The following is an 18,985-nucleotide window of genomic DNA, read 5'->3' as shown; positions in this document are numbered from 1 at the left end:
AGCAGGAGCCGCAACCGGAGCGTGAGCGGGAGCCGCAGCGGGAGCCGGTTCTCGTGGGCGCCGGCGCCCTACGGCAGCGGACGCAGACCGAACCGACGGCCGCGTACGCCTACACCGGGCGCGGCGACGCCACCCCGGCGACGGGCGGGCCGGCCATCGGCGGCCAGGTGCGCGGCGCGGAGGGCACGGGCGTAGGCGGCGCCACGCTGACGCTGATCTCCCTGACGGGGCGTCAACTCGGCCGGACCGTCGCCCGGTCCGACGGCCGGTACTCGCTGGCGACGCCGGGCTCCGGCTCGTACGTCCTGATCGCCGCGGCCGACGGCCATGAGCCGCAGGCCGCCACCGTAGTGGTGGGCGAGGAGCCGGTGACGTACGACGTGCTGCTCTCCGGGACCAGCGGGCTGGCCGGCACCGTGACCGACGCGGACGACGGGTGGCCGGTCGAGGGCGCGATGATCATCGTCACCGATGTGCGTGGCGAGGTGCTGTCGACGGTCAAGTCCGATGCCAAGGGCGCCTTCTCCGTTGCCGAACTGCCCGCCGGTGATCTCACAGTCGCCGTCAACGCGAGCGGCCGTCGGCCCACCGCGGTCCCGGTCCAGATCTCCGGCGCGGGCGTGACCCGGCTGGACGTCCGCCTGCGGGCCGGTGTCCAGTTGCAGGGCGTGGTGCGGGCGGGAGCCGGTCGGCTTCCGCTACCGGACGCGCGGGTCACCCTGGTAGACGCCGCGGGCAACGTGGTCGGCACCGCCACCACCGGGTCGGACGGCGCGTACGCCTTCACCGACCTGGACGTGGGCGAGTACTCGCTGATCGCCAGCGGCTACCCGCCGGTCGCCACCGCGCTCACCGTCGAGGGCGGCGGCGCGGACGGCTTCGACCTGGAGCTGCGCCACCCCGAGGGGTGACCTGCACCGGGCCGCCACAGACGCCGGTCCGTACGGCTGCGGATGCGTACAGCTGAGGTTGCGTACGACTGCAGATTCGTACGACTGCGGATTCGTACGGACCGGCACCACAGGGCCCCCGGCCGGGGCGGCGGAGCAGGGGACGGCACAGGCCGCCCCGGCCGGGGGCCTGCATCACATCGCAGGTTTCTGACGACATTTTTGGCCACTTTCTGACGACTACTCTCTGGCGACTTCGAAGGGCAGCAACCATGACCACCACCGGAACTGGCGGCGGCCTGCGGGCCCGGATCCGCACCAAGGACGGCTGGGCCGTCCCGCATGCCGTGCTGACCGTCACCGACATGACGGGACAGCAGATGCTGCGCGAGGCCGCGTCACAGGAGGGCGTCGTGGCGACCGGCGCCCTGCCGCCCGGCGCCTACACCGTGATCGTCACCGCCGTCGGCTACAGCCCGGCCGCCCACACCGCCATCGTGACCGCCTCCGGCGGTGCCGACCTCGGCTCACTGGTCCTGGCCCGCGCCGGGGGCGTGGAGCTGCCGCCACCCGGGCCGTGGACGATCGACCCCGCGCACTCCACCGTGAGCGCGGTCGCCCAGCACCTCGCGCTGACCAGTGTGCACGGCCGGTTCAAGGAGTTCGGCGGCCGGATCGAGGTCGCGGAGAACCCGCTGTCGTCGAGTGTGGAGGCGGTCATCGAGGCCACCTCGATCGACACGGGCAACGGGATGCGCGACGGCCACCTGCGTTCCCCGGACTTCCTCGACGTGGACGTCCACCCCAAGATCACCTACCGCAGCGAGGGCATCACCCCGGCGGGCGAGGCCCGCTGGACCGTCCACGGCGAACTCGTTCTGCACGGCGTGGCCCGGTCCGTCGACCTTGACCTGTCCTACCTGGGCAGCGGCCCCGACCCGTGGGGCGGCGTGCGGGCTTCGTTCCGCGCCACGACCGAACTGCGGCGCGAGGACTTCGCCATGAACTACAACCAGGTCGTCCAGGCCGGCATCGCGGCCATCGGCACCACCCTCCGCGTGGAACTCGACATCCAGGCCGTCCAGGGCGAGCAACTGCCGCCCATCGCCTGACAGGAGAAGGGTGCAGACCTGTCAGGAGAAGGGTGTGGAAGGGTTACGTTCACGCGTCCGCCGCCCGGAACCTCCCGGGCGGCGGACGCTGCGTCTATGGCTCTGTCTATGTGCTCTGTCTACGGCTCTTTGTGGCCCAGCAGTATGTCGACGCCGTCGTGGCTGCCGCTGCTCAGTGTGATCGGTACGGCAACCGGCGGGTAGCCGCTGGCGATCACGCTGTACTGCTGGCTGGAGAGGTCGGTGAAGGAGTAGCTCCCGTCGACGCTGGTCGTGCGTGTCCCGACGACGTTGCCTGCGGCGTCGACCAAGGTGACCCTGGCGTCGTCCAGCGCACGGCCGTCCTGGTTGTGCACCGTCCCCCGCAGAGTCGCCGCGACAGAAAGCTGGATGTCGCAGTGGGTGCCCTCGGCGGAGACGGTTGCCGACACGGCGGCCGGGCGGTGGCCGGGTGCGCTGACGCTGAGCGTGTAGTCGCCGGGCAGCAGGTCGCTGATCCGGTAATCGCCGTCGTTCGCGGCGGTGGCGGAGGCCGTCACTTCACCACGTTGGTCGGTGGCCACCACCAGGGCGCCGGGCAGGGCAGCGCCGTCCTCGCCGCGCACCGTACCGGCCAGGCCGCCGGTGCTGGGGAGTATCACGAGGTCGTAGGAGAGGGGCGCGCCGTTCACGGTCAGGGTGGCGACCTGTGGCTGGTAACCGGGTGCCGAGCCGATGAGGACCAGGCTGCCGCGCTCGGGGGTGGCGGGACAGTCCACCTCGTACGAGCCGTCGTCACGGGAGGTGGCGCGGGCAACTTGGTGGCCCGCCGTGTCCAGCAGGGTGATCGCGGTGCGTGGTACGGGTGCTCCCGCGCCGTCCCGCACCCGTCCGCGGACGGTAGCCGCATCGCCCCCGCCCGTGTCACCGGCACCGGCACCGGTGGCCGAAAGCGTGGCCGTGGGGGCCGTCTGCCGGACGGCCTCGGTGCCGACCAGGGCCGCATCCGTATCCGTATCCGGGGCCGGGACCTGGACCTCCGCCTGGGCCTCCGCCTGGGCCTCTGCCTGGGCCTTGGCATCCGCCGCGGCCAGGCGCGCGCTCTTCTTGGAGCGGAACAGCAGCATCGTGACGATCACGCCGAAGGCGAAGAAGCCGGCCGACCACCAGTAGGCGACTTCGTAGCTGTGCAGCGCTGCGTTCGCCTTGACCAGCGGGTCGGTCAGATGGTCCTTCGCGTAGGCGGTGGCGGCGCTGGCGGCCAGGGTGTTCAGCAGCGCGGTGCTGATCGAACCGCCCACCTGCTGGGTGGTGTTGAGCGCCGCCGAGGCCACGCCCTGGTCACTCGCCTGCACGCCCAGGGTGGCGTAGCTCATCGCCGCGGGCATCGACGCACCGAGCCCCGCGCCGAGCAGCAGCAGCGGCGGCAGCACATGGGCCGCGTAACTGCTGTCCAGGTCGAGGCGGGTCAGCCAGACCATGCCGCCCGCGGCCACCAGCATGCCGACGGGCACGACGATCTTGGGTCCGATCTTCGGCACCAGCCAGTTGGTGGACAACTGCGCCAGCACCATCAGCGCGGCCACCATCGGCAGGAAGGCCACGCCGTTCTTCACCGGCGAGTAGCCCAGCGTCGACTGGAGGTAGTACGTGAGGAAGAGGAAGACGCCGAACATCCCGGCGGACGAGATGAGGATGGTCGACAGAGCGGCGGCGCGGTCGCGGTCGGCCAGGACGCGCAGCGGCAGCACGGGGTGCTTCGCACGGGTCTGCCAGAGGAAGAACGCCAGCAGCAGGACGCCACCTGCGGCGAGGAAGCCCCAGGTCATCCAGTTGTCCCAGTCGTGTGTCTCCGCGTTGGCGAAGCCGTAGACGATGCCGAACAGGCCACCGGAGACCAGGACGGCACCGAAGAGGTCCAGTTTCGGCCGCTCGGCCGGGACGGAGCGGCCGATGAAGACGATCGCACCGATCAGTGCGGGAACCGCGATGACGTCGTTGACGTACAGCGTCCAGCGCCAGTCCAGGTATTCGGTGAGCAGGCCGCCGAGGACGAGGCCGACGGCCGCTCCGGAGCCGGCGATGGCGCCGAATATGCCGAACGCCTTGGCGCGTTCCTTGGCGTCGGTGAACGTCGTGGTGAGCAGGGAGAGCGCCGCCGGAGCGAGCAGCGCGCCGAACAGGCCCTGCACCGCACGTGCGACGACCAGCATGGTGAAGCCGTTGGCCGCGCCGCCCAGCGCCGAGGCGGCGGCGAAGCCGATGAGGCCGATGATGAAGGTCGCCTTACGGCCGAAGAGGTCGGCGAGCCGCCCGCCGAGCAGCAGCAGACTGCCGAAGGCCAGGGAGTACGCAGTGACGATCCACTGCCGCCCGTTGTTGTCGAAGCCCAGGTCCTGCTGGGCGGACGGCAGCGCGATGTTCACGATCGTCGCGTCGAGCACCACCATGAGCTGGGCGAGGCCGATCACAGCCAGTGCCCACCATCGGTGCTTTGTTGGGGCATGGGCATGGGCCGGGCCGGACGGCCCGGCCTGGACGGTATCGACCGGGATGGGTTCCAAGATGGGACTCCCCTCATGGGGCTGGGATGGCTCAGTTGTGCGTCAGCACCGCGGGACGACGGTGTCCATACGGCGCGTGGTGGTACGTCGGGTATGCCGTAGTACGTCTTGGTACGTCGTGGTACGAGGTCTCCGCGTCGACTCGGCCGACGAGCGGGGCGAGGACGCCCCGGCGATCAGACGCGGTGCGAGGGATGCGATAGGTGTTGCCGTAGGTGCGATAAGGGGATGGCCGGGTCGCCCGGCGGCAGCTCGCCGCGGCGCACGGCGCGTTCCGCCATTCGCCGCATGACGTCATCGCAGTGACGGATCGCAGCCGGGCCCAACTCCCGCTCCAGAGTCGGCCTGACGCGCCACGCGCCGCTGGGCCCGGCCCCCGCGTCGGTCGTCCTCATGGCCCTCGCCACCACTATTGTGTCCGAAACAGTTTCGTACCGCTAATGTAGGCAGCCCCACAGCGAAACTCAAACGTTTCGATCATCGCCGCGCCGGTTGTGGGCCAAGTCACGATGCGGGACGCCGACGCCGACCAGGCGCGCCGACCGGGCGATTGCCTCCGCATCGCTCCAAGAGTCGCCGGGTACGCTCCTTCAGCCTTTGATCGAGAGGAGTTGCTGAGTGGCCCGGTTAAGTGGACCCGTTCTGCGCACCCAGAGGCTTGTGATGGAGCCGATCCGCCGCGGGGACAGCGACGATCTCTTCGAGGCCGTGGTCAGTCAGGACAGCGTCATGCGATGGCTGGCGACCGGCCAGGCGGACAGTCGGTCCGCTGCCGAGGCCATGTGCGACGACCACGCCGCCCACTGGACCAGACACGGCTACGGCGACTTCGCGGTCAGGGACGCCGCGACGCACGCGTTTCTCGGCCGGGTGGGACTGCGCAATCGGGCCCAGTACGGGGTCGACCTCGGTTTCGCCGTGCACCCACGGGCCCAAGGCCGTGGGATCGCCGGCGAGGCGGGCCGTGCATGCCTGGACCTGGCGTTTCGCCGCCTCTCCCTCCCCGCCGTTTTCGCGTTCGTCCTGCCCGGCAACGCGGCCTCGATCGCGGTACTGCGCCGCCTGGGCGCCCAGGCGGACGGAACCGTCCAGTCCAGTGGCCGGCACTGTCTGCGCTACCGGTTCGACCCCGCCGCCACGGCCGCTGCGGAGCATGCGGTGGACGAGCATCCGGTGGACGACGGTGGTGCGGACCTCCAACTGCTCCATGCGCCGGGCCCCGCTTCTCCGCAAGACAAAGCCGTACTCCGCGATGGCCTGTCCGACCCGTCCGGGGTGAAGGGACTCGGTCTGGTGTGGGCTGACAAGCAACACACCCTCACCGCCGTCTCCCAAGGCCGACCGGTGGGCTCCGCGGGATGGCTGTTGCGGGACGTGGCCTTCGACGGAGTGCCGCGCCGGGCCGCCGGGCTGGGCGGTGTGCTGGTGCACCCCGCCCATCGAGGCCAGGGCATCGCCCGGACGCTGATCAGCGTGGCACTCGAGCACGCACGAGCGGCCGGCGCCGAGACGATGGTTCTGCTCTGCCGCCCGGATCTGATCCCGCTCTACACACAGCTGGGATGGCGCCGGCTCTCCGTGCCCGTCACCATCCAGCAGCCCGACGGCGACCGGACCTCGCCACTGACCACCATGATCTACGACCTGTCCGGCCTGCCTCATCCAACCATCAGCGTGAACCTGCAGGGCCTGCCCTTCTGATGCGCTGAGCAGCACTCACCATGCAGTCAGGCCACTTCGGCACAGGGACGCCCACCGCAGCGGACGCCGGGGCGGCCCCCGGCCCGTGAACGGCCGCCCCCTGCTCTCGGTCGCCGGTTACGCCGTACTGCGTTCGGTCGCTTCGGCCTCCTCGACGCCGACGGCGTCCTCGGCGCCCGCGGTGTCCGGTGCGGGCAGACGCAGGCCCCGGGACTCGGCGACGCGCAGGGCGTCGGTCAGGCACTCGGCGAGCCGGAGGCCGGCGTAGCGGACCTCGGTGTACGGCGACGCCGGGTCGTCCAGCACGGTGCGGGCGAGGCCGAGTACGTCGGCGCCCATGGCGAGCTGCACGGCTTCCAGGTCGTCGGCGAGGCGGGAGACGTACCCGCCGCCGCTGTCCGTCATCAGGTAGTAGGGCTTGCCGTCGGGGGACGGCCAGGGCAGCAGGCGGGGGAAGTTGGAGGTCGCCACGGAGTCGGTGGTGTGCTTCATCAGGCGGCCATCTCCTGCGCGCCGATCAGGTGCCGGTCGAGGTCGATCCCGAAGTCGGCGGCGAGAACGAGCGCGAGGCGACGGCGTTCCTGGAGGGCGGCCTCGTGTTCGTGGGCGGTGAGGTAGGGGCGTACGAGGGCGGACTCGGCGCCGTCGAGGGAGGTGACGAGGCCGTACGGAGAGCGGTGGCGGGGCAGGCGCGGCGGGGCCGAGGGACGGCGTACGACGGTGAGGTGCACGCAGAAGTGAGGCTGCCGGTGGGGGCGGCGCCGTTTGCCCGTGCCCGGGGCGACGAGGAGGCGCAGCCATTCGAGGGTGCGGCGGATAAGGTCGGTCATGTCGACGCTCCTTACAAGCGTTGGCCGTGCCCCGGGAGGTCTGGCCACCTCGCCGGGGTCTTGTCATATCGACCATACCGAGAACTGCGTCCCCCTGCACCCCTCTGTGCACTACTGCGTCCCACCGCGTCGGAACGCGTTCGGCCACTGCGATACGCGTTGGGCTGCGGCACCGTGGAACCATGAGTGAGCTTCCGCGCTACGAGTACGTGAAACTCGCCGATGCCATCGCGGCGGAGATCGCGTCCGGCAAACTGCCGCAGGGCGCCGCGCTGCCGGGCGAGCGAGCCATGACGGAGCTGTACCGCGTGAGCATCGGCACCGTGCGTCGCGCCGTCGTCGAACTCCGGAAACGAGGGCTCGTCGCCACTCTGCCCGCGAAGGGGACGTACGTCATCGGAATGCCGGAGCCGGCCGGCGACGCGCCCGAAGAGAGCGAACCGAACGCCTGAAGGGGCCGCGCGACGCAACGCGGCGCCCCGAAACACACCGAAGCCCCAGATCAGATCCGCTCTGAGCTGGGGCTCTCGGGTAGGCCCTGCAGGGCTCGAACCCACAACCAATTTCCAACCCACGCCCCGCGGACTGTCACAGCGCACAAGGAAGGGGCCGACACAGTCCCCGGCAAGCCGGGGGTGACAGCGCGTCGGCCCCTGAACCAGTTGAAAACTCCGCAAAGGAGATTCGCCACCATGGTAGGCCGACCGGGCTTGATCGCCCCCGAGATCACCGAGACGTATGGGGTGAGCATCCACACCGTGACGAAGACCTGGGCGCGGCATCCCGAGTGGCCCGACCCGGTCGACAAGCGCGGCCGGTACAAGGAATACGACGCCCAGGATGTCGCCGACTTCGTACGGGACCACATCGAGCGCCAGGCCGTCGAGCTCGAACCCCGCCTGCTCTACACCGCCCAGCAGCTGGAGGACGCGGGCATCGGCATCAAGGCAGGGACGATCCGTGCCGACCTGACCCGCGGCCGGTGGCCAGAGCCGGACGACACAGCCGACGGCGTGAACCGCTGGTACGGCGCAACCGCCACCAAGGCCATGGCGGACCGTCGCGGATACCGGCGCAGCACATAAAGGTGACCCCACCCCGGATTGGACCCCATCCAACCGAAACTGGCAGCATGCCTGGACATGCCAATCAAGATGGTTGCGGAGCAGAAGCTCCGTCTTCCATACGGCACGTGCCATCTCTTAGTCCTCATAGGTGCAGCACTGATCAGCGCAGGTTTCTGCATGATCGCCTACAACGAAGGCCTCAACTGGTCGTCACCGGACGACAGTTGTAGTACTTGCTCTGGTGTGCCTGTCGAGCCGCCGCCAACGCCAACCCCGCCCACTGCCAGCCCAGCATCCGACACGATCACTGCGCTCGGCGCTCTCACAAGCGGTGTAGGCACCCTCCTGACAGGTGTAGCGGCCGTCATCATGGCCCGCCAGCATCGACAGGGCGTGGACGACCCAGCTTCCTCACGGCGGTCCCGGCGGACCGAACGGGCCCGGGCGCAGCCAGGACCGCGGAGCCACGCACGCCACGAACCACCCAGCCAAACCCAGAACTCCCAAGACCCGAGTTGAGCCATGAACGCGCTCATACCGGACGACGTCTTGGCGATCGCGCCCGGTCACGACGTGCGTGATCGTACGGTTCCTTCATGATGGAGGTCGTGTTCGGGGTCATCGGTGCGCTGATCGGCCTTGGGGGACTGGCAACGACGTACGCCGCACACAGGCATCAGAGGCGGCATGCAGAACAATTAGACGCTCGGGAACGCCGCATCGAGGAGCGTGAAAGGGAGGCTGAGCTTCGCGAAGCGTCCCAGCACGCATCAATGCTCCAGATGAAGATCACGCAGCAATCTTCAAGCCTGGAAGCCTCGATCTCGATCTGGAAGCTGACCGTCAAAAATTGCAGCAGCCAGCCCTTCACCAACGTGTCCCTCAGTTACGTCGGTCTGCCGTTGAACGGTCCCGAACTCGGCGGGCTACTAGACCCAGGTGCGTCTGCTGAGGACACACTCACCGTCGGCAGGGGCGACCCAGACCCTGACCAATGCCTCGTGGAGTTCACCGACGCCGAAGGGCGCCGTTGGCGCCGCCGCGCGACTGGGGATCTTCGCCAAGGTCGAACCGACTCACAGGGCAGGCTCGTATGGGAGCCAGGCGTTCTGCATGCGGCGAGATATCCGGACATGGGCTTCCGCTATATCCATCGGTCCCGAGTCGTGAAGCGCCGGCGTCTGATCGCCTTGTGCATTCTGACCGTTGTAAGCATCGCGCCGGCCTGGTACCTCGCCCTGCGGTGACCCTCTGGGGACACCACCGCTTACTGCATCCGTAGTTGCATTCCTCGTGATCATGCCTCACCGTAGGCCGCAGATCCGGCATGCCCGGCAACAACAGGCCCGCTGTAGCGCGGGCCTTTGCCATTTTCCAGCACCCGACCCCATCAGGTCACAGAACCGTCCCACCACCTTCACATATCTCCTACATCAGATAACGTCCCCCATCTCATGAAACAGCGCAGCAAGGGGGGCACCATGAGCCAGCAATACCCGCAGCAGCCCGGATGGGGACAGCAGCCGCAACACCCACAACAGCAGCCCGGATGGGGCACACCGCAACAGCAGCCAACCCAGTGGGGCGCACCACACCAGCAGCCGCAGCCGCAGCCGCAGCCGGGATGGAGTACCCCACCGCCGCAGCCCCCGAAGAAGAACAGCACAGGGAAGATCATCGGTCTGGGCTGTGCTGGCGTTTTCGCACTCTTCGTCATCATCGGGATCTTCAGTGCCGCCCTCGGTGGCGACTCCGACGACAGCAGCAAGGGCAGCACGGTCAGCTCCGAGCCCACCGCCGCGGACGAAGGCGCCGGAGAGGACACCGCGGCCGACGCTGAGGCGGAGAAGGAGGAGCCCGCCGAAGCCAAGCCCAGCGACAAGCCGAAGGCCGACGAAGTGAAGAAGGAAGAGCCGCAGAAGGTCGTCTTCAAGGTGTGGGGCACCGCTCCCGCGGGCGCCCTCGGCCCGCTGGACATCACCTATGGCTCGGACAGCGACAGCCGTAAGGGCACCTTCAAGAACGGCAAGTTCGAAGCCACCCTGCCCCTCAATGACGATGCGCTGTACTTCAACGTGATGGCGCAGCTCCAGGGCTCCGGGGACATCAACTGCTCGGTCACCGTCGACGGCGAGACCAAGAAGGCTCACGCGTCCGGCGACTACAACATCTGCCACGCGCAGGCCAACGCTGGGCTGCTCGGCGGCTGGGACTGACAGGGGGCCGCGATGCGCCGCACCACCGCGCTCATCTCCGGTGCCGCCGTAGCCGTCGCCGGGGGCATCACCGGCACTGCGATCTGGCTCAGCCAGCCGTCCTACGACGACGTCGTGAAGGACTGCCAGAAGGCCCTCGCGGCCCAGATAAAGGCTGGCGGGAAGGGGAAGCCGTCCACGTGCAACGACGTGGAGGAGGACGACTACTCGGCGATCCTCATGCACCAGATCATGGACAACGAGGGTTGGTTGGACGAGGACGGCCGGTTCGATAAGAACAAGATGTTCGAGGATGCCCCGTAGTCGGCGGTCGACTACGCCTGTAGTCGCCTTCCGGGCGATCATGCCGCATCCTGGCCTCACGTCCGGCGTGCCCGGACCCTGAAGCCCACCGAAGGCCCGACCGCACCTCCCCCGGTCGGGCCTTCCACGTGCTCGTAGGTCCTGACACTGACGCCTCTTCAGTGTGCGTATTTTCCGGACACTGACGCCTGTGCCGCCTCGCTCAGTGTCCGGAAATCCGGGACCCTCAACCCGAACTCAAGGGTCCGGAAATACTGAGACGGTGCCGGTTCGAATCCTCGCTCCGTCACGGCCTGCTGCGGATCTGGCAACCCTGCCCGGGTCCTGGACTATCTCCGGGTTGGTCAGCGGATGGTGCGGGTCATCACGGTGCGGACCGGCGAGAACCGGTGACGGCTTCGCCGAGGCTGTCCACGTGGCCGTTGCGGTTGTCGTCACCCGGGACATTGGGGTCGACAGGGGCCAGGCCGCTGGGGTCGGTGAGGAGGGTGGGCTGGTTGTCGGCGTACACGTACGTCGAGACGTACGGGGTGGTGAGGCTCCTTGCGGCCGGGTCGGGGCGGTTGAAGCGGCTTGTGGTGGTGTTGTACTGGCGGGCGGGCAGTGGCCGCCGTGATCACACGGCTGCTCGGGATCAGCCTCAACCGGGCGACACGCTGGACCCAGGACGCGGGCAACACCCGGCCCGGCTACGCCGCAGAGCTCGCGCGCCGCCGTACTGCCCGATCTTCTCCGCAGCAGGGGTAGTCGACCCGCAACACACAGCCCTGAAGCCAGCCGCACACAATACCGAGCGTCGTCGGCCGACGCCCGGGGAAAGCCTGGCGCTCCGGGATCCGTAGTGCCCGTCGGCCGAGTACCTCACCGCTGCCGCTCACTCTGGGTTACCACCAGAGGTCATTCGGCGCCCCACTCGCGGCGGATCTGCGTGCCGCGTGTCAAGGCGAGTCGGGCGGGTACGAGGACGCAATGCAGGCGATCCAGAAGGTCCGCCACCGACAGGCCGACGCCGACGGCGTAGAGGTGTTCTTCCGCGAGGCCGGACGGCCCGGCCAGCCGGCGGTGCTGCTGCTGCACGGGTTTCCAAGTTCGTCGCACACATTCCGCGAGGTCATGCCCAGGCTCGCCGATGCCGCGTATGTGATCGCGCCCGATCTCCCCGGCTTCGGCATGTCCTCGTCGCCGACCCTCGACAAGTACGAGTACACCTTCGAGAACCTCTCGCGGACGATCGAGGACCTACTCGACCAGCTCGGCGTCGAACACTTCTTCGTCTACCTGCACGACTTCGGTGCAGCGGTGGGATACCACCTGGCCACCCGCGATCCGAATCGCATCCGTGGCCTCGTCGTCCAGAGCGGCAACGCGCACGAGGACGGCCTCGGCGAGCAGTGGGACAGCGCCAAGGCGTACTGGGCCGACCCGACCGACGACAACCGCGCCGAACTGCCCAACTGGTTGAATTTCGCCGGCACACGTGACCAGTACCTCAGCGGGCTACCCGAGCACCTTCGCACGCTGCAGCCTCCCGAGTCGTGGCACCTCGACTGGGAACGCATGACCCGACCCGGCAACATCGACGCGCAGTTCGCGCTCTTCACCGACTACGCCAACCACGTCGCCCGCTTCGGCGAGCTCGCCGACTACCACCAGGCGCACCAGCCGCCGGCGCTCGTGCTGTGGGGGCGACACGACGCGTTCTTCGACGTCGACGAGGTGCTCGCCTACCACCGCGTGCTTGAACGCATGGACGCGCACATCTACGACGGCGGGCACCTGCTGCTGGAAACACACCCAGCCGAGTGCGCCGAGCTCATACGCGCGTTCGTGCTCGACAACGCTTGAGCTGACTCGCCGCTTCACGCGAGCGGCCCCGATTGAGACGCCCAACGTCCGCTTCTCGGCAAATCCCGGTCGCGGTCAGCTCGCTCGCCATAACGCCGTGTGATCGGTGGACTCGCGTCGATTGGTGCCGGAAAGGCGACATGTTGGGCCCATCTGATGCCGCCTCCCCTCGCCCACAGCCGATCGTGAGCAGCTTGCCCGGGGTCGGGGCGCGGCAGCGCCGCGCGGCCGAGCCTCATCGTTGACTCACGGCGAACTCCGCAAGTTCCAACTCCCGGGGTTACCAATACCCCGCTACCAGCGAGGCGTCGGCCGGTTCGTCCACTCGGCCACTGACCGCCCGGTCTCACCGCCGCCATCGATGATCGGTGACCGGATTCCGACCGTTCACTGGCCATGGAGGCGCCCGAGGGGTCTCCGCGGTGTCGTGCAGGTTGCTCCCGGGACCCGTCCCGGACTGTCGGCGGTAGGACAGAAGACAGCAGCCGCTGAGAAGCAGGAGGGCCTCATGGCGGAGCGGACCGACAGTCGGACGGGAGCTGTGTGGTCGTATCTGGGTGCGGCGCTCGTGGGCTTCACGTGCTTCGGGATCTTCGTGATCTGGCTGGTCCCGCTGGCCATCCGGTCGCGGACCGGGAACCCGTGGACCCGCCAGCATGCCACGCACGCGGCGAACTTCGGTCTGACCTCATTCCTGGCGATCCTCGGCGGCGCCCTGCTCTCGGCCCTGATCGGGCTGCCGTCGTCCTACCCGCAGACCCAGCCACTGCCGATGCTTCTGGTGTTCTGCTACATCCTGGTCGGGCTTGTCGGGCTACTGGTCGGAGCCGTACGTACCGGGAGCGGACAGGACTTCCGCTTCATCAAGTCCATCTCCCTGCGTCTGCTGGGCTGACCGCAGCGCGCCTTCGAGCTCCTTCCGACACCTTCACCGTCGGTCGGCGAGGTCAGCGCGACCGTCTCCTTCGGCGACGCCGGCATAGCCCTGCAGACCGCACGGCCCCTCATGCGCCGCCACATTCCCGTCCCCGAGCGCCGGGCCACCCTGTGGGTGGAGACCGCCCGCGCCTACAGTCAGCAGGGCAGACTCGCCGACGGCTACCAGGCCCTGCGCATCGCCGAGAGCTGCGCGGCACAGGACATCCGCCGCCCGGCCGTACGCGAACTGGTCGCCGACATGGCAGCCCGCGACCGCCGCCGGGCCCTGCCCGAGCTGCACCACTTCAGCCGCCAACTGGGAGTGCCCGCGTGAGTGATCAGCCCGACAAGCCGTTCCTCCAGATCGTGGTCTGCGCGGCCGGAGTCGCCGGTGACGTCGGCAAGCTGATCACCGCAGCACATGAGCGGCAGTGGGACGTCGGCGTCGTCGCCACACCACAAGGGCTCGGCTTCCTCGACATGGAGGCGGTGGAGAGCCAGATCGGACGCCCCATCCGCTCGGCCTGGCCGCCGGATTCTCCGACAACCTCGCCCTCGGCATCCTGTGCGAAGCACCCGCGATGGACGTCCCGATCGCCGTACTGCCCTATCTGAACTCTGCGCAGGCCGCTCATCCCGCGTACCGCCGGAGTCTGGAGCAGCTACGCGAGATGGGCATCCTGATCGGCTCGTACGAACCCCACCGGCCGAAGGCTGGCGGCAGGGCCGACCGCTACCGCTGGGAAGAAGTGTTGGAGCTGCTCGCCCCCAGACTGTCCGCGCGGTTGTGATCAGCGCCGCTGTGCTTGCGACGGTTGTGAAGCCGGGACGGCGGCAGCTGGGTGGACTGGAACATGGGGAAGCTGTGTGGCGCCCGGCCTCTGTCCTGCTCGGGCTTGAGCGCTGGGCGCCAGCCTGCCGCTGAGGCGTTGGATGCGCCAGGTCAGTACCCGTGCCGGGTAGTCGGCGTCGTCCAGGGCGCGCTGGTCGACTGCCTGTTGGAGAAGCCTCTCCACGTCGTGGCCCGCTGTTTCGGCCTCAGTGAGTGTGGCGGTGAGGGCGTCGAAGGCGGCAGCAAAGCTGATCCCCCGGTCACGCCCTGCAGGCACCGCGTCCCCCACCGCTGAGTAACGGAAAACGCTGGCTGGCTCTGACCACGGTCGGCTGGCAACTGCGCCAGACGCAGGCCGCCCGCTCTGTTGGCGCGTGGATTGTGGTCGGGGCCAGCCACCAACAGGAAGTGCCGCTGAGACCGGCTGTCCCGAGTGACCTGTCTCGGGGCGGCCAAATCAGCGCTATCGGTTGTACCGATGTTCCCCCGGGCCGGGTTCCTCGTTCGGGCGCGCCTGGTCCTCGCCGTACGAGTACGGGTCGATGATGTCGGCCGCGTGGTCCATGCCGTCGAAGAGATAGGCGTGCGACTGGAAGTTCTCGGCTTCCACGCCCTTCCGCTCTTCGCGGATCTTTCGCGCCAGTTCGCTGTCGTAGAGGTCGAACGCTTCCTCGATGTCCACGCGCTCCCAGCCGTGCGCGAGCAGGGCGGCAGTAATCTTTCTGCGAGCCTCCGGAAGGGTCTCACGCGGCTCGGAGCCGGATGCGCTCATGCGGTCTGCTCCCCGCGCCCGGCCCGAGCGTTCTCTGTTGATCGCGTCGGACTCCGCGAATGCCGCCGCTTGCCGTGGAGGGTGCTCCTCCACGGGGTGGCGTGCGATCTGATCGCGCTACGGGGACAACCTGCGATGCGTCTCGATTTGCGTTGCCGGGTAGTCGGAGATACATAGCCATCAAGAAGCTGGTCGGTTGCGTCGTACAGGCGGGATAGGGCGGTCTTCCTGCTCATTGGGTCTTCACCTTTCCCGTCGCGGATGCGGGCGACGTACTTGCGGGTGAAGCAGGATGCCCTCACGACCTCTTGGAGGCGGCAGCGCACGGGCTCCTCGCCGCGCTTTTCGGGGAAGACCTGCGGGATCGGCTCGAAGATACGGGCCCGGTCTGCGGCCATGTGTTCGATGAGGGGGCGGGTCTCTTCGCGAGCGACTCGGCGAGGTCACGAGCAGGGGACGTTGCCTGGCGGCGTTAGTCCTCCATGCCGTCGCGGTCTGCTGCCGGTACGGTGATCATCGGCCGGTAGGTGGCGGTGTCGGCTGGTTCGCCGACGGGCTTGCCGCCGGCCTCGACCCAGGCGTGGGCTCCGAAGGGTGCGGTGCGTACTCCGCTGCACCAGGTGGGCCAGTGGCCGCGCATGCGGCACAGCAGGGCGGTGGCCAGGGAGCGTTGGAGGCAGTAGCGGCCCGCGCACAGGGTACTGACGGCTGTTACTTCCCCCCGGGCCCGCAGGGCCTCGTCATAGCGGGCGGGCCTGGCTCCTCGCCGGACCAGGGCCAGTACGGCACGGATCCGGCGTGGTGGCAGGCGGGCGAGGAGCCGGGCGGCGATGACGGCGGTGTGGGCGGTGAGCCGGGTGCCGCGCCCGGGGCATGTGCCGTCGGTGTCCAGGATCTGGCTCACGAGTCGGTCACCAGCCTCTCTTTCACGAGGTGTGCGACCAGTGCCGTGACGTCGGCGGTTGCGCGCTCGGGGGTGACCGGGCGGGTGGCGGCGAGCCGTTCGGCGGCCTGCTCGGGGGTGGCGCCGTCCAGCAGTGCCGTCACGACGAGGGCTCCGGTGCCGTTCAGCTGCCAGTAGCGTCCGGCGCGTTCGTCGAGCAGGACCATGCTGTCGCCTGTGGCGCAGGCGGTGACATCAGCGCGTAGTCGGTGCACTGTTCGTCTCCCTCGTGCCGTCGGGGATGTGTCGGTGTTCCAGTCCGCGCAGCCACGCCTCCACTCCCAGCGTGGTCTCGAATTCCGCGGTCCCGCCGATCAGTAGCTGGGGCGAGAGCAGGGCGCGGCGCAGTGCGTCCTCGTCGGCCAGTCCGGCAGCCACCAGGCGGGAGTCCTCGGCCCAGGCGGCGAGCGCGTGACGGTTGTGGCGCAGGCCGCTCTGCCATTCGTATCCGAAGTGGTCCTTGGTGGTGCGGCGCAGGATGGTCTCGGGTACCAGGCCGTGCATGGCGGCGGCGAGGAGCGGTTTGTAGGACCAGGGGCCGGCGGCCTCGTGCGGGCGGGCGGCGAGCGCGGCCGCGATCACGGCGTCGTCGCAGAACGGGCTGTGATACGGCAGCCGGTCGAGCTGCCCGCAGTGGGCCAGGTGGCCGGCGAGTCGGCCCCCACGCTGCGCGGAGACGAGCCAGGCGTGCCGTCCGCGTTCACGGTGCAGCGGCTCGGTGGCGTCCCGGGCCGCACCGAGCAGCTGCTCACGGCACAGCTGTACGGTCTGGTCGCTCGCCCAGGGCGGAAGATGGGGCCGCAGCCCCCAGCGCAGGTCGTCTCCATGCACAGGCGTGTGCAGCAGTCCGGCGGCCTCGGTGAGCCAGGCGGCGTACGAGCCCCGGTCGAGCAGTGCCCTGGTGATCGCTCCGAGGGGCTGGCGGCGTCGCGCGCGCCACCCGGCCGCGTGGCGCAGGCCGGTTGCGGGTGAGCGCCGCAGCAGACCGTGCACGTACGAGGGTTGCGACTGGATGACCTGGTCCCCGCCGAAGCCGGACAGCCGCAGCCGGGCTCCGCGCGCCCGCATCTGCTCAGCCAGGTACCGCTGTTCCACCCGCGTACGCACGATCGCGGACGGCTCGTCGCCCAGATCCACGCGTTCGTCCAGCCCGCTGAACTGGGCGGGCAGATCTGCGGACTCGAACACCAGATGCTCGATGCGGGGCAGGTGCCCGGCGGCCCGGGTGGCGTGGAGGCGGTCTTCGTTGGTGGGTGCGCCCGCGTCCATCGTGACGGTGACCAGCCGGGCGCCCGCCTGTGCCGCCAGGAAGCACAGCGAGGTCGAGTCCATGCCGCCGGACAGGTCCGCGCCCACCACCTCCTCCGGTCGGACCCGCAGCGCGACCGCCTGCTCAAGTGCCTCCCGCAGCCCGGCCGCGGCCTCGTCCAGGGGTAGTTCGGCCGCCGACGGACGCCACCAGCGCCGGGTGCGCATCTCGCCGCCCGGTGCCAGCTCCAGAGCAGCGCCGGGCAGTACGCCGTGCACGCCACGCCACAACGCATCCCAGCCGAGCGGGTGCGGAACGGTGTCACCGGTGAGCCGCAGGGCCAGCTGCGCGGTGTCCAGCTCCGCCGCGGTCAGCCGGGCGAGAACGCGGGCCTGGTCGACGCAGACCGTGGCGCCGCCGACCTCGGCCCAGTACACCCGCAGCTGCCCGGAGAAACTGCCCCGCACGTACGTGTGCCCCGCGACGGACGCCAGGACGTGAAAGCAGCCGTGGGCATCGAGCAGCACCGGCTCGATGTGCGCGGTGTCGTTGATCTGCCGGGCCCGCGCGGCCAGTTCGGCGGGCTTCAGGGAACACGTCCCGGCGACCGCCAGGCGTACGTCACCGACGGCGCAGGCAGTCAGCTCGTCGTCCGGCCAGCAGCCGACCAGCCACGGACGGCCGGAAGCATGCGGCACGATGCGGAGCGCGGCCGGACCGGCGAGGTTCCGCAGACGATCGAGGAGAACGGGTGAGAGATCCCGGTCGGGAAGGACAACGAACCAGCTGGCCGGCGAGGCGCCCATCGACGATCTCCAGAGTGGGGGACGAGTGACAGCGTGACGGCGTGGCACCGGGTGCCGGCCCAGGCCGGCACCCGCCGGGCTCGTCAGAGCCAGAGGCCGACCGGGAAGTCGGGCCAGTCCCCGAATTCGCCCTGCGTCAGCTCGGCGTACTGCCCGGCCTCGGCCAGCAGCGGCGGCTCGTACACGTCCGTGGTCTCGAAGCCCTGCAGGGTCTCCTGCACAGTGATCACCTCCGGTTACGCGGAGACGGAACTTCCGTCCCCTGCAAGCAAGTTAGGCAGACCCGTGTACCGCACAGCTAGCAACGGCGGGCCAATCCACCCGCGGGAGGGAAAGAGCAGGTCGGCACCCAGCAACGCACGCCGGGACGTGCACCACCGGCTCACTGAAACCAGGACACGACACCACAATCCGCCTGGCGCACTCGCCGTGCCACGGGAAGCTCCTCACTGCCTTCCGCGCACCGTCCACGACACCCGGAACAGGTTCAGACGCTCCCGGCGGCACCGCGCAGATCCCACCAGCCCGCATCCCGTACACCGGGAACTTGATGGTGCCGCAGCATCCGTCGCCCACATCGAGGACGCCAACGGGGGCGAACCCCGCCTTCACCAGGACACCGGCCCCGGGGATCGATCGAACCGTGGTGAACAGGCTGTCGCGCGGGGTGCCGCGCACGACCGTCGCGCCGATCCCCGCGACCTGGTCATTGACGCCGGCACCCTGGTGCAGCATCCGCTCACGCATCGCTCACGCACGGCCCCGAAAACAAAACGGCGCCCGCCCCGACCGAAGCCGAGACGAGCGCCGCACCGCAGGTCAGAGGAGATCTCCCCCGCCTGCGAACCGTAGGCCCTGTGGGACTCGAACCCACAACCAATGGATTAAAAGTCCACTGCTCTGCCAATTGAGCTAAGGGCCCTGGCGATGTTGCTTCCCCGAGCATAGCCGGACGTGG

19 protein-coding genes, 1 tRNA gene and 2 pseudogenes are annotated in these 18,985 nt (G+C 69.2%); 12 read left to right on the top strand and 10 right to left on the bottom strand.

Annotated features, from left to right (window positions below; all coding sequences use genetic code 11):
• The first annotated feature begins 53 nt into the window (after positions 1-53).
• A complete protein-coding gene (locus G5C60_RS51555; protein WP_420907342.1) occupies positions 54-911 on the top strand; it encodes an MSCRAMM family protein in 858 nt (285 codons plus the stop codon).
• Between the two features lie 251 nt (positions 912-1,162).
• Positions 1,163-2,002, top strand: a complete 840-nt coding sequence (locus G5C60_RS04540) for a YceI family protein (protein WP_165254861.1) — start codon at positions 1,163-1,165, stop codon at positions 2,000-2,002.
• A gap of 119 nt (positions 2,003-2,121) precedes the next feature.
• Here the strand turns inward: G5C60_RS04540 and G5C60_RS04535 are convergent, their stop codons facing one another.
• Positions 2,122-4,545 (bottom strand): MFS transporter, encoded by a 2,424-nt coding sequence (locus tag G5C60_RS04535; RefSeq protein ID WP_165254860.1) that lies wholly within the window; start codon positions 4,543-4,545, stop codon positions 2,122-2,124.
• A 618-nt stretch (positions 4,546-5,163) separates the two neighbouring features.
• On the opposite strand from G5C60_RS04535, the gene G5C60_RS04530 reads away from it, so the two are divergent.
• Positions 5,164-6,246 (top strand): GNAT family N-acetyltransferase, encoded by a 1,083-nt coding sequence (locus G5C60_RS04530; RefSeq protein WP_165254859.1) that lies wholly within the window; start codon positions 5,164-5,166, stop codon positions 6,244-6,246.
• Between the two features lie 117 nt (positions 6,247-6,363).
• Here G5C60_RS04530 and G5C60_RS04525 read toward each other — a convergent pair whose 3' ends face one another.
• Positions 6,364-6,738 (bottom strand): hypothetical protein, encoded by a 375-nt coding sequence (locus G5C60_RS04525; RefSeq protein WP_165254858.1) that lies wholly within the window; start codon positions 6,736-6,738, stop codon positions 6,364-6,366.
• Complete coding sequence (locus G5C60_RS04520) at positions 6,738-7,076, bottom strand: hypothetical protein (RefSeq protein WP_165254857.1); 339 nt, start codon at positions 7,074-7,076, stop codon at positions 6,738-6,740. The genes G5C60_RS04525 and G5C60_RS04520 overlap by 1 nt, the downstream gene beginning before the upstream one ends.
• Positions 7,077-7,258: 182 nt before the next feature.
• On the opposite strand from G5C60_RS04520, the gene G5C60_RS04515 reads away from it, so the two are divergent.
• The 5 genes from G5C60_RS04515 to G5C60_RS04495 all read left to right on the top strand — a co-directional run bounded on the left by G5C60_RS04515 (position 7,259) and on the right by G5C60_RS04495 (position 10,662).
• Positions 7,259-7,528, top strand: a complete 270-nt coding sequence (locus G5C60_RS04515) for a winged helix-turn-helix domain-containing protein (RefSeq protein WP_165254856.1) — start codon at positions 7,259-7,261, stop codon at positions 7,526-7,528.
• Positions 7,529-7,768: 240 nt separating this feature from the next.
• Positions 7,769-8,161 (top strand): hypothetical protein, encoded by a 393-nt coding sequence (locus G5C60_RS04510; RefSeq protein ID WP_165254855.1) that lies wholly within the window; start codon positions 7,769-7,771, stop codon positions 8,159-8,161.
• A gap of 578 nt (positions 8,162-8,739) precedes the next feature.
• Positions 8,740-9,390, top strand: coding sequence for a hypothetical protein (locus G5C60_RS04505; RefSeq protein WP_165254854.1), 651 nt, complete (start codon positions 8,740-8,742; stop codon positions 9,388-9,390).
• Positions 9,391-9,624: 234 nt separating this feature from the next.
• A complete protein-coding gene (locus G5C60_RS04500; RefSeq protein WP_165254853.1) occupies positions 9,625-10,359 on the top strand; it encodes an MmpS family transport accessory protein in 735 nt (244 codons plus the stop codon).
• Between the two features lie 12 nt (positions 10,360-10,371).
• Positions 10,372-10,662 carry a hypothetical protein gene (locus tag G5C60_RS04495; RefSeq protein WP_165254852.1) on the top strand — a complete coding sequence of 97 codons (291 nt, stop codon included), beginning with the start codon at positions 10,372-10,374 and terminating at the stop codon, positions 10,660-10,662.
• 364 nt (positions 10,663-11,026) lie between these two features.
• Here G5C60_RS04495 and G5C60_RS53000 read toward each other — a convergent pair whose 3' ends face one another.
• Entirely contained in the window at positions 11,027-11,266 is a 240-nt protein-coding gene (locus G5C60_RS53000) for an RHS repeat-associated core domain-containing protein (protein ID WP_165254884.1), read from the bottom strand.
• A 365-nt stretch (positions 11,267-11,631) separates the two neighbouring features.
• On the opposite strand from G5C60_RS53000, the gene G5C60_RS04485 reads away from it, so the two are divergent.
• The 4 genes and pseudogenes from G5C60_RS04485 (at position 11,632) to G5C60_RS04470 (ending at position 14,216) form a co-directional block, all read left to right on the top strand.
• Entirely contained in the window at positions 11,632-12,507 is an 876-nt protein-coding gene (locus tag G5C60_RS04485; protein WP_165254851.1) for an alpha/beta fold hydrolase, read from the top strand.
• A gap of 508 nt (positions 12,508-13,015) precedes the next feature.
• On the top strand, positions 13,016-13,402 hold the full coding sequence (locus tag G5C60_RS04480; RefSeq protein ID WP_165254850.1) for a magnetosome magnetite crystal formation protein family: 387 nt from the start codon (positions 13,016-13,018) through the stop codon (positions 13,400-13,402).
• Between the two features lie 48 nt (positions 13,403-13,450).
• A pseudogene (locus G5C60_RS04475) lies at positions 13,451-13,759 on the top strand (helix-turn-helix domain-containing protein); the annotation flags it as partial.
• Positions 13,756-14,216, top strand: a pseudogene (locus tag G5C60_RS04470) (flavoprotein). The pseudogenes G5C60_RS04475 and G5C60_RS04470, both read left to right, overlap by 4 nt.
• A 504-nt stretch (positions 14,217-14,720) precedes the next feature.
• Here the strand turns inward: G5C60_RS04470 and G5C60_RS04460 are convergent.
• The 6 genes from G5C60_RS04460 to G5C60_RS04435 form a co-directional block, all read right to left on the bottom strand.
• Positions 14,721-15,029: a hypothetical protein gene (locus G5C60_RS04460; RefSeq protein ID WP_165254849.1), complete on the bottom strand. Its 309-nt coding sequence runs from the start codon at positions 15,027-15,029 to the stop codon at positions 14,721-14,723.
• Between the two features lie 472 nt (positions 15,030-15,501).
• Entirely contained in the window at positions 15,502-15,933 is a 432-nt protein-coding gene (locus G5C60_RS04455) for a lasso peptide biosynthesis B2 protein (protein ID WP_165254848.1), read from the bottom strand.
• On the bottom strand, positions 15,930-16,187 hold the full coding sequence (locus G5C60_RS04450) for a lasso peptide biosynthesis PqqD family chaperone (protein ID WP_420907340.1): 258 nt from the start codon (positions 16,185-16,187) through the stop codon (positions 15,930-15,932). The genes G5C60_RS04455 and G5C60_RS04450 overlap by 4 nt, the downstream gene beginning before the upstream one ends.
• On the bottom strand, positions 16,168-18,027 hold the full coding sequence (locus tag G5C60_RS04445; protein ID WP_165254847.1) for an asparagine synthase-related protein: 1,860 nt from the start codon (positions 18,025-18,027) through the stop codon (positions 16,168-16,170). Before G5C60_RS04445 ends, G5C60_RS04450 begins: the two co-directional genes overlap by 20 nt.
• An 83-nt stretch (positions 18,028-18,110) precedes the next feature.
• On the bottom strand, positions 18,111-18,248 hold the full coding sequence (locus tag G5C60_RS04440; protein ID WP_338145687.1) for a lasso RiPP family leader peptide-containing protein: 138 nt from the start codon (positions 18,246-18,248) through the stop codon (positions 18,111-18,113).
• Between the two features lie 628 nt (positions 18,249-18,876).
• Positions 18,877-18,949 (bottom strand) — tRNA-Lys (locus G5C60_RS04435).
• Positions 18,950-18,985: the final 36 nt, after the last annotated feature.

Source organism: Streptomyces scabichelini (assembly GCF_011045015.1).
Classification (GTDB): Bacteria; Actinomycetota; Actinomycetes; order Streptomycetales; family Streptomycetaceae; genus Streptomyces; species Streptomyces scabichelini.
This window is presented reverse-complemented; position numbering and strand designations above follow the sequence as displayed.

What these genes read in the sequence shown, in the direction of transcription:
- G5C60_RS04485 (WP_165254851.1), top strand. Translation starts at nt 11,632, where the DNA reads ATGCAGGCGATCCAGAAGGTCCGCCACCGACAGGCCGACGCCGACGGC.
- G5C60_RS04500 (WP_165254853.1), top strand. Translation starts at nt 9,625, where the DNA reads ATGAGCCAGCAATACCCGCAGCAGCCCGGATGGGGACAGCAGCCGCAA.
- G5C60_RS04495 (WP_165254852.1), top strand. Translation starts at nt 10,372, where the DNA reads ATGCGCCGCACCACCGCGCTCATCTCCGGTGCCGCCGTAGCCGTCGCC.
- G5C60_RS04515 (WP_165254856.1), top strand. Translation starts at nt 7,259, where the DNA reads ATGAGTGAGCTTCCGCGCTACGAGTACGTGAAACTCGCCGATGCCATC.
- G5C60_RS04520 (WP_165254857.1), bottom strand. Translation starts at nt 7,076, where the DNA reads ATGACCGACCTTATCCGCCGCACCCTCGAATGGCTGCGCCTCCTCGTC.
- G5C60_RS04510 (WP_165254855.1), top strand. Translation starts at nt 7,769, where the DNA reads ATGGTAGGCCGACCGGGCTTGATCGCCCCCGAGATCACCGAGACGTAT.
- G5C60_RS04480 (WP_165254850.1), top strand. Translation starts at nt 13,016, where the DNA reads ATGGCGGAGCGGACCGACAGTCGGACGGGAGCTGTGTGGTCGTATCTG.
- G5C60_RS04540 (WP_165254861.1), top strand. Translation starts at nt 1,163, where the DNA reads ATGACCACCACCGGAACTGGCGGCGGCCTGCGGGCCCGGATCCGCACC.
- G5C60_RS04460 (WP_165254849.1), bottom strand. Translation starts at nt 15,029, where the DNA reads ATGAGCGCATCCGGCTCCGAGCCGCGTGAGACCCTTCCGGAGGCTCGC.
- G5C60_RS04505 (WP_165254854.1), top strand. Translation starts at nt 8,740, where the DNA reads ATGATGGAGGTCGTGTTCGGGGTCATCGGTGCGCTGATCGGCCTTGGG.
- G5C60_RS04445 (WP_165254847.1), bottom strand. Translation starts at nt 18,027, where the DNA reads ATGGGCGCCTCGCCGGCCAGCTGGTTCGTTGTCCTTCCCGACCGGGAT.
- G5C60_RS04525 (WP_165254858.1), bottom strand. Translation starts at nt 6,738, where the DNA reads ATGAAGCACACCACCGACTCCGTGGCGACCTCCAACTTCCCCCGCCTG.